This window comes from Acinetobacter soli (assembly GCF_000760595.1).
Taxonomy (GTDB): Bacteria; Pseudomonadota; Gammaproteobacteria; order Pseudomonadales; family Moraxellaceae; genus Acinetobacter; species Acinetobacter soli.
Genome location: NZ_BBNM01000007.1, coordinates 32,534 through 46,070, shown reverse-complemented (window position 1 = coordinate 46,070; position 13,537 = coordinate 32,534). Strand labels below are relative to the sequence as shown.

Annotated in this window: 12 protein-coding genes; 4 read left to right on the top strand and 8 right to left on the bottom strand. The window is 41.8% G+C overall.

Annotated features, from left to right (window positions below):
* Window positions 1–69 precede the first annotated feature (69 nt).
* Window positions 70–723, bottom strand: coding sequence for a hypothetical protein (locus tag Aso01_RS09720; RefSeq protein ID WP_004936864.1), 654 nt, complete (start codon window positions 721–723; stop codon window positions 70–72).
* A gap of 176 nt (window positions 724–899) precedes the next feature.
* Between Aso01_RS09720 and Aso01_RS09715 the strand changes: the two genes are divergently transcribed.
* The 3 genes from Aso01_RS09715 (at window position 900) to Aso01_RS09705 (ending at window position 3,801) form a co-directional block, all read left to right on the top strand.
* Window positions 900–1,358, top strand: coding sequence for a phasin family protein (locus tag Aso01_RS09715; RefSeq protein WP_004936867.1), 459 nt, complete (start codon window positions 900–902; stop codon window positions 1,356–1,358).
* A gap of 166 nt (window positions 1,359–1,524) precedes the next feature.
* Window positions 1,525–1,797 carry a non-specific DNA-binding protein Hbs gene (gene hbs, locus Aso01_RS09710; protein WP_004936869.1) on the top strand — a complete coding sequence of 91 codons (273 nt, stop codon included), beginning with the start codon at window positions 1,525–1,527 and terminating at the stop codon, window positions 1,795–1,797.
* 135 nt (window positions 1,798–1,932) lie between these two features.
* Window positions 1,933–3,801 (top strand): SurA N-terminal domain-containing protein, encoded by a 1,869-nt coding sequence (locus tag Aso01_RS09705; RefSeq protein ID WP_004936872.1) that lies wholly within the window; start codon window positions 1,933–1,935, stop codon window positions 3,799–3,801.
* Window positions 3,802–3,837: 36 nt separating this feature from the next.
* Here Aso01_RS09705 and Aso01_RS09700 read toward each other — a convergent pair whose 3' ends face one another.
* Window positions 3,838–4,773: an AraC family transcriptional regulator gene (locus Aso01_RS09700; RefSeq protein WP_004936875.1), complete on the bottom strand. Its 936-nt coding sequence runs from the start codon at window positions 4,771–4,773 to the stop codon at window positions 3,838–3,840.
* Window positions 4,774–4,967: 194 nt separating this feature from the next.
* On the opposite strand from Aso01_RS09700, the gene Aso01_RS09695 reads away from it, so the two are divergent.
* Window positions 4,968–6,191, top strand: coding sequence for an alkane 1-monooxygenase (locus Aso01_RS09695; RefSeq protein ID WP_004936877.1), 1,224 nt, complete (start codon window positions 4,968–4,970; stop codon window positions 6,189–6,191).
* Between the two features lie 46 nt (window positions 6,192–6,237).
* Here Aso01_RS09695 and Aso01_RS09690 read toward each other — a convergent pair whose 3' ends face one another.
* From Aso01_RS09690 to Aso01_RS09665, 6 genes are all read right to left on the bottom strand, one after another.
* Entirely contained in the window at window positions 6,238–7,443 is a 1,206-nt protein-coding gene (locus tag Aso01_RS09690) for an acyl-CoA dehydrogenase family protein (RefSeq protein WP_004936878.1), read from the bottom strand.
* A 30-nt stretch (window positions 7,444–7,473) separates the two neighbouring features.
* Entirely contained in the window at window positions 7,474–8,757 is a 1,284-nt protein-coding gene (locus Aso01_RS09685; RefSeq protein ID WP_171063751.1) for an acyl-CoA dehydrogenase family protein, read from the bottom strand.
* A 226-nt stretch (window positions 8,758–8,983) separates the two neighbouring features.
* Entirely contained in the window at window positions 8,984–10,360 is a 1,377-nt protein-coding gene (locus tag Aso01_RS09680; protein ID WP_004936883.1) for an ABC1 kinase family protein, read from the bottom strand.
* Window positions 10,361–10,617: 257 nt separating this feature from the next.
* A complete protein-coding gene (locus Aso01_RS09675; protein ID WP_004936885.1) occupies window positions 10,618–10,923 on the bottom strand; it encodes a hypothetical protein in 306 nt (101 codons plus the stop codon).
* 240 nt (window positions 10,924–11,163) lie between these two features.
* Complete coding sequence (locus Aso01_RS09670) at window positions 11,164–12,501, bottom strand: basic amino acid/polyamine antiporter (protein ID WP_004936887.1); 1,338 nt, start codon at window positions 12,499–12,501, stop codon at window positions 11,164–11,166.
* 5 nt (window positions 12,502–12,506) lie between these two features.
* Window positions 12,507–13,385: a homocysteine S-methyltransferase family protein gene (locus Aso01_RS09665; RefSeq protein ID WP_004936890.1), complete on the bottom strand. Its 879-nt coding sequence runs from the start codon at window positions 13,383–13,385 to the stop codon at window positions 12,507–12,509.
* Window positions 13,386–13,537: the final 152 nt, after the last annotated feature.

Below are 13,537 nucleotides of genomic sequence, written 5' to 3'. Positions count from 1 at the left end.
GAATCCTGACTAAATTAGTCAAGTTTTTTCACTGTCATTTAAATCGCTTTAGATAATCAGATTTTTCTATTAGTTGTAATTCAGCCACGTAGTATACACCAATAACAAAACCAAAACGATTGTCGTAATACCAAAGCCGACATTGATGATGCGCTGACGACGCTCCAAGCGCCGTAAACGGTTTTTATATTGTTTTACTTCGACAGTTAGCGTATTGATATGGGTGCGTTGCTGATCGATCTTGTCCAAGAGGGGAGCGATTCGCTTTTTTGAACCTAAAATATCATCTGGAGAAGCCGGTTGGTTTAACCATTGTTTCCAGTCTGCAAAAAGCTTAGGTACACTAAAGTGAAGAATAATATCTTTAAATTGTTCTTTAAGCTGTTCGTCGCCTTCAATACGCATTTTTTTGATGCTATAGCGATTACCCACAGACAACACTTTAAATAAATCCATTAAAGTCGTATTCACGGTAAGATCTACTGGATACTCTGGCGCTTTATAATCGAACAAAATGCCTTTTTCACAAAACTGCACATAACAGTCGAAATAAGGAAGATAGCTGTTGATGCGGATGGTCACTTTGTTCTGAACAAACTTTTTTGCTTGCAAAGCAATGACACCGTCGTTCTTTAAGATAAAAGTGAAGACAGTTTCAAGTATGATCAAAATAATATTGAGCAACAAATAACTTTGTTCTTTTCTTTGTTGCGCTTCGCTCATAAAAAGTGAATCCTTAGATAACGCATGTGTTGAGTAATACAGCTCGATATAAAAATCAATTTAGTTTGCTTTGTAGAACACTTTTAATAAACGATCAAGTGCTGGCTTGTTATTATAGAAGTATTTTTAATACAAATCCGACAAAGTGATGCGAAAGTAATCAGGAGTAACGACGAATGGAAAAAAAATCAGTCAATGCAGATGATCTAGACAATGAATCAGAAAAAAAATGTGAAAAAATAAAAGCTTCTCGAAAATCGGCTTTAGATTTTAGAAAATATACCAAGCAGATCTGGTTGGCTGGTTTAGGGGCTTTCTCACGTGCAGAGGAAGAAGGGAATAAGCTTTTTGACTCATTGGTCAAAGTTGGAGAAGAGCTTGAGTCAAAAACCCAAGATGTTGCCGATCAAACTGTACATCGGGTAACTGAAAAAGCCAAAGAATCTGTCGTCGATACAAAGGACAAAGTTGAAAAGATGATTGACCAAAGTGTCCATCATTCGCTGAATCGGATTGGTCTTGTGACTACAAAAGACGTTCAGCATCTGGAGCAAATGTTAGTACAACTTACGGCAAAAGTTGATTTGTTGATACAAGAAAATCAAAAGTTGCAAGCGAAATTAAATGAAAAGTGAGAAAAAACTGATTTTGGCAAATTTCTTCATAAATTCGTCGTTATTTTAACTAAAACAGCTTAGGTAGTATTGCGTTTCCCCCTAAAGCATTGCTATAAAGGCGTCATGGCCTTTTTAAACTTCAGCCTTGGATCTCAAATAAACGAATTAAGAGGACGTTACCTTCATGAATAAATCAGAATTAATTGATGCGATTGCGGAGAAAGGGGGATTGTCTAAAACTGATGCTGGTAAGGCATTGGATGCGACTATTGCTTCTGTAACAGAAGCGCTTAAAAAAGGTGATTCTGTCACTTTAGTAGGTTTTGGTACATTTAGCGTGAAAGATCGTGCTGCGCGTACGGGCCGTAACCCAAAAACTGGTGAAGAGCTTCAAATTAAAGCGACCAAAGTACCAAGCTTTAAAGCTGGTAAAGGTTTAAAAGATTCTGTTGCTTAATCTTTTAATAAAATTAAACGCGCCATCTTAAGGCGCGTTTTTTATTAAAAAAAGATGCGTCTCTGAGTGTTTCATACATTCATTCAATAGCGTTTTTCAGTTAAAATCCCTCCGAAATAAAATATTGGAATATTTATGGAATCGTTTCGTAAAGTCATTAAGGGTTGGCTTGGAAAAGTCCTGCTGATTTTGTTTTTGACCCCTTTGGCGCTCGTGGGAATTGAAGGCTATTTTGGCGGGGGAAACAAAGCAGATGTTGCTAAAACGGTAAATGGTCAAGATATCTCCAAAAAGGATTTGGAAAATTTAACCAAAACCTATAAAGAACAGTATTTGTCGCTAGTGAAAGGTGATGAAACCTTATTAAATCAATCGTATATTCAAGAAAATGCGCTCAATACCCTTATTGCTCGTAGTCTATTGTTACAGCAAGCAGAAAAATTAGGCATTTCTTTGAGCGATGTACAAATTGAACAAATGCTGGCTCAGCAACCAAGTTTCCAGGAAAATGGTAAATTTTCTGAAACCTTATACAGCAATTACTTGCGCTCGGTTGGCATGACCAGTCAGGCATTGATCGCAAGTCTTCGTCAAGATCATGCTTTGAAAATGCTGACGTCAAGCGTAGTCGATACAGCACTGGTGAGTAAACATGATCTGCAGCAAGTTGCTGTCTTACAAACAGAGCAGCGTACGTTGCATTTGGCTAGCATTAAACTTGATGAATATAAGAAGAATATCAGTGTAACCAATCAAGAAATTGCTGACTATTACAATGCACATAAAAACAGCTTCAAACAGATTGCAAGTGTAGATGTCGACTATATTGTGGTTTCACCATCACAGATAACGACGGCACCGGCGGCGGTTACTGAAGCAGAATTGCAACAGGCTTATAGCACTTTTGTAGAAAATCAAAAGAAAGATGCTAAACGAAATGTAAAGCACATCTTGATTACTTTGGATAACCGAACTGATGCACAAGCATTGAAACTGGCCAATGATGTTTATGCCAAGATTCAGGCTGGAACTTCATTTGCTCAGGCCGCGCAGCAGTATTCAGATGACACCAGCTCAAAAGCTAATGGTGGTTTAGTCGATGCTTACCAACCGGGTGTCTTCTCGGCAGATTTCGATCAGGCAGTCCAGTCATTGAAAAATGGTCAGATTTCAAAACCTGTGAAAACGCAATATGGTTATCATATTATTCAGGTTGAAACGGCTCAGCAAAATGTGCCTTCGTTTGAGGAAGAAAAAGCCAGATTAACTGCTGAGTTACAAAAGTCTAAGGCAGCAAATGCATACTCAGACACCATCAATCGTTTAAATGAAATGGTGGTGAGTAGCGATGCATTAGATTCAGTTGCTCAAGAAGTAAAAGGCAGCAAAGTTGAAGCACTCAACGGCGTCACAGTTGGAACGCAACACCCATTATTGAGTCAAGCCGGTGTCAAGGCAAAACTCTTTAGTGATGATGTAAAGAACGGTGACCGTAATGCATCGACCAACATTCAGTTGGCCAATGGTGATACGATTTGGGTGAAAGTCCGCAATTATCATGCAGCAGGTGTAAAACCTTTAGCCGCTGCAACTGCCCAAGTGCGCGCTAAACTCATCGAAGATAAGGCCTTTAAAGCTGCTCAAGCAAAAATTCAAACGATTCTGAATGACTTTAAAACACAACCTGCGGCACAAGTGGTTGCAAAAAGTGGTTTACGTTTTGAAAATGCAGGAGTATTTGCTCGCTCTCAAGGCCTAAAACGCGAAATTGAACGTACAGCATTTAGCCTAAGCGCACCAAAAGCCGGCATGTGGTCTGTAGCTGCGACTAAGCTACCCGACGAAATGGTTGTGGTTGCCGTATCTGATGTCAATTCAAAAGCAGTTGATGCATTGAATCCAGAGCAGCTTCAAGAGTTGAATAAGCTTTATCAACGTTTCCGCGGACAACAGGAATTGGATGATTACACCCAATACCTGAAGTCTCATGCAAAAATAAAATAAGTTTCAATCAAAAAAAGCGCCGAAATGGCGCTTTTTTTATTCGACATTTACATTAATACTTTGTCGATACTGTTTGGGTGTTTGTTCAAACTGTCGCTTAAAGGCTTGACTAAATGCAGTTTCAGAAGCATAACCCACCTTATGGGCAATTTGCTGAATATTGAAGTTGCTGGTTCTGAGTAGTTGGACCGCGAGCCGTAAACGATGTTGCTGTAAATAAGCCAGTGGCGTTTCGCGTAGCACACTCTGAAACAAACTGGCAAATTTTGAACGCGACATACAGCATTGATCTGCGAGTGTTTCGACCGTCCAAGGCTGTTCGGGATATGCATGAATTGCCGCTAGAGCGCTAGACAATTCGGGATGTTTCAGTGCAGTAAGCCAGCTTTCTTGATCGTCAAGCTGTGCAATATAATCGCGAACACATTCAATAAAAAGAATACTCATCAAATGATCAAAAATTTTATCTCGACCCGGTTGAATCCGCTGCGTCTCGAGTGCCACAAAATACAACCCGACGCGTAGCCATTCAGGCCCAGTCGAACTCATGGCATGATGAATATGAAGAAATGCAGGTAAAGCATCGAGTAGTGGCCCAGCCATATGCATATCAATATGACTACGCACAGTAAAGATCAGGGCGTGTTCATTTGATCCAGAGCCGAATTCAATCGCGTCATTGAGATGACCATTGAATAGATGATCAATACTCATGCTGTCAATCAGCTTACTCTGCCTGTCATTCGAGACATGATGTGCTTTTCCAGAGGGAATCAGCACAATATCGCCTGCCTGTGCTTCGACCTGCGTGCCATCGGTGATGTAAAATGTTGCACTTCCCATCAAGATGATATGAGTCACCAATGCATCTTGTGCACCGCAATGAAAAGCCCATTCACCTTGGGTTTTAAGGTATAAATATTCAGACTTATTTAAATGAATATCATCAAAGATTTTACTCAGTGCATCCATACCGCGTTTCAGATTCTTTTTATGTCTTGATTATATTACGTGATTTTCTCATCTACATGTGATTTTAGGTCATTGAAATGGATGAAAATGCCAAAGACGTTTAAATAGGTTTTTTGGACGCCTACGACTGTTTTAACGGCGCAGAATACATAATCATAGCTTTAATACAAGGCAAGAAAAAGAAAGGATGCACAATGAACGCACCAGTGAAAGTGGACCCGTCTTTAGAAGACGCCATTCAGGCAACTAAGTCGATGCGTGAGATTGATCGCAAACGCTACTTATGGATGATCAGTCCTGCGCTTCCAGTTTTGGGTATCGGAATTTTGGCAGGCTATCAATTTTCTCCTCGTCCGATCAAAAAGATCTTTGCATTGGGCGGTCCATTACTTCTGCACGTAATTATTCCGACGATTGATACGCTGATTGGCAAAGATGCCAGTAATCCGAGTGTGGAAGAGATCAAACAACTCGAAAATGATCCCTATTATGCTCGGTTAGTCAAAACATTCATTCCTTTGCAATATATCGCCAACGTATATGCTTGCTATCTAACGAGCCGTAAACAAACATCGTTTTTAGATAAAATCTTACTCGGCATTTCAATGGGGGCGATTAATGGCATTGCCGTGAATACAGCACACGAATTAAGTCATAAACAGGATCGCATTGATCATCTTTTATCACATTTGGCTTTGGTTCCGACTGGCTATAACCATTTTCGGATCGAACATCCTTACGGGCACCATAAACGTGCGGCAACCCCAGAAGATCCCGCGTCATCGCAAATGGGAGAAACCTTTTATGAATTTTGGCCACGCACCGTATTTGGTTCACTTAAATCTGCGATCGAAATTGAAACAACGCGTCTAAAACGTAAAGGCAAAAAGTTCTGGTCGAAGGAGAATGAACTGTTGCAAGGCTGGGGCATGAGTGCTGCTTTTCACAGTAGTATGCTGGGTATATTTGGTAAGGGGACACTGCCTTATTTGGTAACTCAGGCATTTTATGGCATTAGTTTATTTGAAATTATTAACTATATTGAGCATTACGGTCTATTACGGCAGAAAAAAGAGAATGGTCAATACGAACGAACCATGCCTGAGCATAGCTGGAACAATAATAATATTGTGACCAATTTATTTTTGTACCAGTTACAGCGTCATTCTGATCATCATGCTTATCCAACACGACCATTTCAGGCGTTACGCCATTTCGATGAAGCACCTGAGTTACCAAGCGGATATGCCAGCATGTTATTGCCAGCCATGATTCCACCACTTTGGTTCAAAATGATGGATCAGCGTGTGCTGGTGCATTATAAAGGCGATTTATCTAAAGCCAATATATATCCTAAACGCCGTGCCAAATTGTTTGCAAAATTTGGTCTAACCGATCCAATGCAATCATCTGAATAAATAAAAAAGCCTCTTATGAGGCTTTTTTTAAACTTAAAAAATTGAATTACTTGAGCTCGCTGGACGATTTACCGAGTTCTCGCCGTGCAATAATGAGTAACTGAATTTGTTGAGTTCCTTCAAAAATATCCAGAATTTTTGAGTCACGCGCCCATTTTTCGAGTAATTCATCTTCGTTGTAACCCAAACCTGCCGCGAGTTCGACGCATTTTAAGGTGATTTCATTACAAATCCGTGCAGCTTTGGCTTTTGCGATTGAGGCTTCTTTCGAGTTGGGTTGTTTATTGTCAGCCATCCATGTCGCTTTAAGGGTCAATAAACGGGCCGCTTCCCATTCAGCTTCCATTCGATAGACCTGCGCTGCCAAATGAGAAGTCTGTAAATAGGGGGTGATGTAATGCGGATCGAGATGATCTTTTAACAGTATTTTAATGCGCTCAAGTGATGCCTTGGCACATCCTATGGCCATAGCAGCAACGAGTGGACGGGTATTATCAAAGGTTTCCATAACACCTGCAAAGCCTTTGGCAACATCGATCTCAGCATTGCCAAGCAAGTTTTCGGCACCAATACGACAATCGACAAAACTAATTGCAGCGGTATCTGAGGCCTTAATTCCAAGTTTGTGCTCCAGACGTTCAATGGTCATGCCCGGCGTGCCTTTAGGCACCACAAACGACTTAATTGCAGCTCGACCCAGCTTTCGATCCAGTGTTGCCCAAACCACCACAGCATCAGCACGGGCACCCGACGTCACATATATTTTCTCACCATTTAAAATGTAGTCATTACCGTCTTTTACTGCGGTGGTTCGAATGGCAGCGGAGTCGGAGCCACAATTGGGTTCGGTAATGGCCATTGCAGCCCAGATGCCTTTAAAGCGTTTCAGCTGTTCGTCATTTGCTACCGCTGCAATGGCAGAGTTACCAAGTCCTTGACGCGGCATACTGAGCAGTAATCCGGTATCGCCATAGCACATTTCTATAATACCGAGTGCGGTTGACATATTGGTGCCGTTTCGAATGCCTTCTCGATTTTCATCGCCGCGTTTGCTCGCACCCGCTGCGCCTGCATTGATCCCGTCACCACCTTCATTCATGCCGTCAATCAGTGAGGCAATCATATCGAGTTCTTTAGGATAGGCGTGCTCAGCTTTGTCATATTTACGTGAAATGGAGCGTAAAACATTGACTGCGACATCATGCGCCTGACTGACCATCATTTTAAATTTTTTGGGAGTTTGTAAGTTCATGGCATATCCTTTCTTGTGCTTGTCGTGTGTTTATGCATGTAAGCCCGAATGAACAATCGCAGTTGCGCGCAAATCTCGATACCAGCGTTCGACAGGATGTTCTTTGGTAAAGCCATGACCGCCCAGAATTTGCACGCCATCTGTGCCGATCCGCATGGATTTTTCGGCACACAATAAACGAGCCAAGTACGCTTCGCGATGAAAGGATTGGCCAGCCTCTGCAAGACTGGCCGCATTCCAGACCAGCATCCGCATTGCATCAATCTCTATCGCCATATCGGCCACCATAAATGCCACACTTTGACGATGCGAGATAGGTTCGCCAAAGGCGATCCGATCATTGGCATAGTCAATACAATAGCGTTTAACCGCCTCGCAAGTGCCAACTGCCATGGCACACCACATCAAGTTACCCAAATCGACAAATGCACTGTAGTCAAAATCATCGTCACCTAAGCGCTGGGCAGGGGTCTGCTGAAACTCAAGTGTTACCGTTTCAGTCGCTTTTAAACCCATCGCTGGTGATGACTTTATGGCAATGGTGTCACTTCGCTCAACTACAAATACATCGGGCTGGCCCTCAAACATGGCACTGACGAGGTAAAGATCGGCATGCTCACCTAAAAGCACCAGTGTTTTTTGTCCATCCAAGTAAAAATGGTCACCTTTACGCTTGGCTGTCGTTTTAAGTTGGAACGGATTAAATGCGGCAGTATTCTCTTGCGTTGCAAAAGTGGCTTTTAACTGACTATCTTCAGCAAAAGCGGATAAATAACGTGATTGAATGCTTTGTGATCCCCAGCGAGTGATCGCATTGATGGCACTAAAGCTGCTTAAAATCCCTGCGGCTAGACTAAAATCACCTTGCGCCAGATCTTCTGCAATTAAAATATTACTCACAATATTTTGCTCACTGGCTACACCTCCTGCAGCTTCGGGAAGGGCGTAATAATTCAGGCCAAGTTCATCTAGATATTGCCAAATAGTTTCGGGGAATTGTGCATCATGATCGGCTTGATGTGCATGTGTATAGAGCACTTCCTGTGCAAATTTGCGCATGGCTTCGCGCGTCATGGTTTGTTCTTCGGTCAAACTCAAATCAAATAAATCTTTGTTTTGCCGAGGCAGGCGCTGTCGATCAATTGAGTTGGATTTAAACGTTTTCTGCGCTTTTGAAAGTGCCTTAAAGCCTGTTTTTGAACCTTGATAAAGTGATCGTTCTACAAACTTTCTAAGTTTGAGTTGATCAAGTACGTCACTTCCTGCAAGTTTGGTAATCAATGATAGTCCTAAACCTTGCGCCTTACTCACCATATTTGACATTGCAAACTCCGTTGCCCTGAAGGGAATACGAACTATGCTGACATGCTGTAAAAGTAAACACTATGTCATGGATGACAGGTGAAAAAATTTCGACTAACGGTAAAAGACAATTTTTTATATTTATAAGTGTATGAATATTATGTAATTTAATCGATTTTTGAAAATGAGCTTTTAACGGAATTGACTAGGATGACAAATGTCATCCTAGTCAATTGAATCATTGAACAAATTTTTGAATCATACGACGAACATTGGTTTTGGCTTCAATCACGGTCATAAAGGTGTATGCACCAATGAATTTGCGGCTGATAAACATAAATTCTTTTGGCGGTACAGAAAAATAACGCGAGGCCATCGATTTGCTGGCTTGTTGCATCACACGGCTATGTAGCTGGCTTTTTTTCCAGTCATAGCGGTTATCCTGATCCATCAGACCCTCTGGCATGTCTGGATTATTTTGTGGTGAACTGAAAGCTTCAGTTGCCAGCAAGAAAACCTTGGCCATATCTGGCTTGATGCTTTGCGGGATTGAGTCAAAGAAACCGTAACCTGTCATGGCTGCAACCATTTCTTCACTGCTGTGATGATAGCCAGCCTGAATCAAATTACGTGCAACGTTGAGCAGATGATCATCGAATTGGCGGATCGCACCAAAATCGAGTAAAACAATTTTGTCGTTGATGTCCTCGCCATTGCCCAAACGTACCAAATAGTTGCCGAAGTTTGGATCGGTCTGCATTTCTCCCCACTCAAAAATCTCGCGGACAGCAATTTCAAGAGAGGCTTCACCCAGTTGATTACGGCGTTCTTGTGGCAAAGACAACATTACGGGGCTATTAATTGGGACGCCACGTTCATAGGTCATGCATAAGATTTTGCTGGTACAGTAGCGATCGACAATTTGAGGAACAACATAACGTGGATCGTTTTTTAAGCGCTCTGCAAAGCGACGCGTGGTTGCAGCTTCAATATCGTAACTCACCTCACGGTGCATCATTTCTCTGACTTCTTCAAACCACTGATCAAACTCACGTGTTTGCGGCACCATGCGGGTGAGTTTCAGCATGTTTTTAAACAGGCTCATATCCGAGTCAATAGCTTCGGCCACACCTGGATACTGAATTTTTAATACCAGCTCTAGACCGTCAGATTTACGTGTTGCGCGGTGAACCTGTGCCAATGAAGCGGTACCGATAGGTTCATGATCAATAATAAGATCATCGAGCTTACTGCCCAGTTGCGTTTGTAAATGCGATTTGATTGCAGGCCAGGCCAATGCGACGGTCTGGTTATTGAGGGTATTGAGTGCCTGGGTAATTTCCTCAGGTAGAAAGTGCTCGCCGTAGAGTGCCATCATCTGGCCGATTTTGACGATAGAGCCTTTCAGTTTGCCAATTTCAGAAACCAAATAATTGGCTTGTTCGGTCATGGCTTTTTTTCTTTTCTTTTCCTTTTCTGCTTCACTTGAAAACATTGAGCTTGCACTTGCAGTGGCCCAGCGCGTGCCTGCGAGGAACGAGGCTTTTGCGATCGATAAGCGTCGATCCATCGAAGAAGTTTTTAAATTCTTAAGCTTATCGTTCTGATTTGACATATAAAATCCTTTGCTGAAACACGCAGAAAAGTAATGAAGACAATTGTAACGAATACTACAGGCTCTAATCGTATTAAAACAGTCATAGGCTGTTTAAAAGATGAAAAGTATTACTGCAATCAGACGCTGAAATTGAGGGTATCGTATTTTAAGGCAATTTTGTAAGTGAATAAAACTGAATTGTGATGAACAGCAGTCGATTTATCTGAATTCATTCAACTTTTTCACCAAGTATTGTTATTCAGTATCCAGCTTGACTACATCGCATACTGAATCTTGATCTGGTGACGCTGTTTGAGTTGAAACTTGTTGGCTTCAATATGCTTGGCAATCATGCTCTTGACCAAATCGTGAGTAAAACCCAAGGCGTATCCTTTTACAATTACAATACTAGGGAGTGTAAAAAAGAAGTATCGTGCATCGTCGAGTGAAGGCTGATCAAAAATTTTGTGTTCTTGCAAGGTTTCACAAAAGAACGTTTTTTCATTTTGCACATGATGTGAAGCGTTGTCACTCCAGTACTTTTCACGCATTGCCATAAGATTATTATGCTTATAACTCATATCGGATGTACCTCTAGATGGATCAATCAAAACTTATCACATTATTCGCTCAGATGAGTTTAATCAACTCAATGTGAAATCTTTGCGAAGCGTGTTGGTCCGCTGTTGATGAAAGTCTACAAGTAAATGAACAGACTATAATGAGTAAATTACAAAGAAAAAAATACAGTGATGAAGATTAAACCATGAACATGGTCAGGTTTAAGCTACATCACTGTATGGCTGAAATCATGAATTATTTTAATCGTTGAGTAGTTTTTCTGTATTGCCGCGTTTGACCGAATAGCGGCTATAAAAATAAATCACTAGCCCGAGCAGGTACAAAATACCAGACAACAATAACAAAGACAGACCTGCAGCATATAACAGCCACACCGCATATAAGGTTGCGATACCGGCAATAAAAATATGTTTGCCACGTTTGTGGCGTGCAGATTCTTTCAGATAAAAAGCAGAAACCAAAAAGTAAGGCAACAGGATCATGACCGATGAGATCAGTAAAAGCTGGGTGTAGTTTTTATTGAAAAAACATACTGCAATCAATGAAAGCTGTACCACAATCGAGGTCAGCCACAATGATGTAATCGGTACATTATTGGTATTGGTTTTTAAAAAACTTTTTGGAAAGGCACCATTTTTTGCAGCCAAAAATGGAATTTCGGTTGCAAACAAGGTCCAGCTTAAATAGGACGAAGAAACTGAAATAATCAGCCCCAATGTAATGACAATGGTACCCGGTAAACCAATCAATTGCGCAAGGATACTGGCCATAGACGGATTATGCATGCCTGCAATCTCTGCACGCGTATTGATACCGTATGACAACACCGTCACCATGACATAAAAGCCTAGTGCCAATAACACACCCAGTAGAGTTGCTTTACCGATATCGTTTCTACGTTTGGCGCGTGACGACAGGACAACGGCGCCTTCGATACCTGTAAATACCCAGAGCGTAATCAGCATGACATCACGCACTTGTTGCCATACTGGCATTTGTAAGGATGTATCGAGAAAATTTAATTTGAATAGTTCAAGCTTGAACGCCACAAACGAAAACAAAATAAATACGACAAGTGGCACAATCTTGGCAATTGTTGCCAGCAAATTGACCAAAGCCGCTTCTTTAATGCCTCGACTCACGAGCCAGTGCACAAGCCAGACAAAAATGGATGAGCCTATAAGCGCATATAGGGTATTGCCTTCACCAAAGTAGGTATGTTCAGGCGTATCGGTAAACATACCCACCGCAGAAAAAGCAATGACCACATAGCCAACAATCCCGACAGTGGTACAGAGCCAGTAACCCCAGGCAGAACAAAAGCCGATCAAATCGCCAAAGCCTTCGCGTGCATAGTTATAAATCCCGCCGTCCAGATCTGGACGTTGACGGGTTAAATGTAGCAAGGATATCGCCAGAAAAATAATACCGACGCCAGTGATCAGCCATGCAAACAGTAAAGCAGAACCATTGGCAACAGCAGCCATATTTTGTGGCAGACTAAATACGCCTGAACCGACCATGGAACTAAACACCAAGGCGGTGAGGGAGAGTAAACCAATTTTAGAAGTGGACATGCGGCTTAGTCTTGAAAAAATTGAGAGAGTTTCTGAATATGTTCAGGACCAATACCACAGCATCCCCCAATCATACTGGCGCCAGCATCTTGCCATTGTTTGGCAAATTGCAAATACGCGTCTGGATCTAAGTCTTTTCTGATTTCATCTAGACCATCATTGGCTGTGGCTTCACTGTTTTGTGGCGGAAATGCATTCGCATAGGCACCAATTTTAATGGTGTCTGGAATGAGTTCACGAATTTCTTGAATCGCTTGAAGAATGACTTCTGGCTGACAGCAGTTGAACAGTACGGCACTGACATTTAGTGATTTAATCAGTTCGGCAGTTTCTGCGATGCTTTCGCCAGAACGTAGCTGTGCAGCAGGAAGCGCCTGATCATCTTGGAGGGTAAAGGAAACCCAGAATTCACGACCGTCTTGAGGTAAAAGCTCACGAACAGTACGAACTTCTGCCAAACACGACTGAGTTTCTGCAAGCCATAAGTCAACGTCAGGCGACAATGCTTCAATAATAGGGCGTGCCAAAGTGGCTGCTTCATCTGCCTGAAATAAATCGGCGCGGTAAGAACCAAAAAGTGGAGGAAGACAGCCCGCAATTTGCACCGCAGCGCCACTTTCTTCAACTGCACGTTTAGCCTGAGTAGTGGCAACCTTGACTAAATCAGTGACCTCTTGATCAAAACGGTCTTGACCAATATGAAAAGGTACAACTGCATAGTTGTTGGTGGTAATGACTTCAGCGCCTGCACGAATAAAATCTAGATGAACCTGCTTCACAATATCAGGTGCTTCGGTAAGTGCCAAAGCTGACCATTCAGGTTGTCTAAAAGGTGCACCACGACGAGCCAGCTCGCGCCCAAATCCGCCATCTAAAATTTTCATAAGATCTCGAATACAAAAAAAGTTGATTATAGAGGATATAAGCACCGCCACCTGTGTAAAAAATTGACAACTGGGGGTGTACTTATAAAAAAATAAGCAATTTATATGAATATTTTAGATAAAGAAAGATTAATTTGGTTCAATCCTCTTAA

What these genes read in the sequence shown, in the direction of transcription:
- Aso01_RS09675 (WP_004936885.1), bottom strand. Translation starts at nt 10,923, where the DNA reads ATGAGTTATAAGCATAATAATCTTATGGCAATGCGTGAAAAGTACTGG.
- Aso01_RS09720 (WP_004936864.1), bottom strand. Translation starts at nt 723, where the DNA reads ATGAGCGAAGCGCAACAAAGAAAAGAACAAAGTTATTTGTTGCTCAAT.
- Aso01_RS09715 (WP_004936867.1), top strand. Translation starts at nt 900, where the DNA reads ATGGAAAAAAAATCAGTCAATGCAGATGATCTAGACAATGAATCAGAA.
- Aso01_RS09700 (WP_004936875.1), bottom strand. Translation starts at nt 4,773, where the DNA reads ATGGATGCACTGAGTAAAATCTTTGATGATATTCATTTAAATAAGTCT.
- Aso01_RS09665 (WP_004936890.1), bottom strand. Translation starts at nt 13,385, where the DNA reads ATGAAAATTTTAGATGGCGGATTTGGGCGCGAGCTGGCTCGTCGTGGT.
- Aso01_RS09685 (WP_171063751.1), bottom strand. Translation starts at nt 8,757, where the DNA reads ATGGTGAGTAAGGCGCAAGGTTTAGGACTATCATTGATTACCAAACTT.
- Aso01_RS09690 (WP_004936878.1), bottom strand. Translation starts at nt 7,443, where the DNA reads ATGAACTTACAAACTCCCAAAAAATTTAAAATGATGGTCAGTCAGGCG.
- Aso01_RS09670 (WP_004936887.1), bottom strand. Translation starts at nt 12,501, where the DNA reads ATGTCCACTTCTAAAATTGGTTTACTCTCCCTCACCGCCTTGGTGTTT.
- Aso01_RS09695 (WP_004936877.1), top strand. Translation starts at nt 4,968, where the DNA reads ATGAACGCACCAGTGAAAGTGGACCCGTCTTTAGAAGACGCCATTCAG.
- Aso01_RS09705 (WP_004936872.1), top strand. Translation starts at nt 1,933, where the DNA reads ATGGAATCGTTTCGTAAAGTCATTAAGGGTTGGCTTGGAAAAGTCCTG.
- Aso01_RS09680 (WP_004936883.1), bottom strand. Translation starts at nt 10,360, where the DNA reads ATGTCAAATCAGAACGATAAGCTTAAGAATTTAAAAACTTCTTCGATG.
- hbs (WP_004936869.1), top strand. Translation starts at nt 1,525, where the DNA reads ATGAATAAATCAGAATTAATTGATGCGATTGCGGAGAAAGGGGGATTG.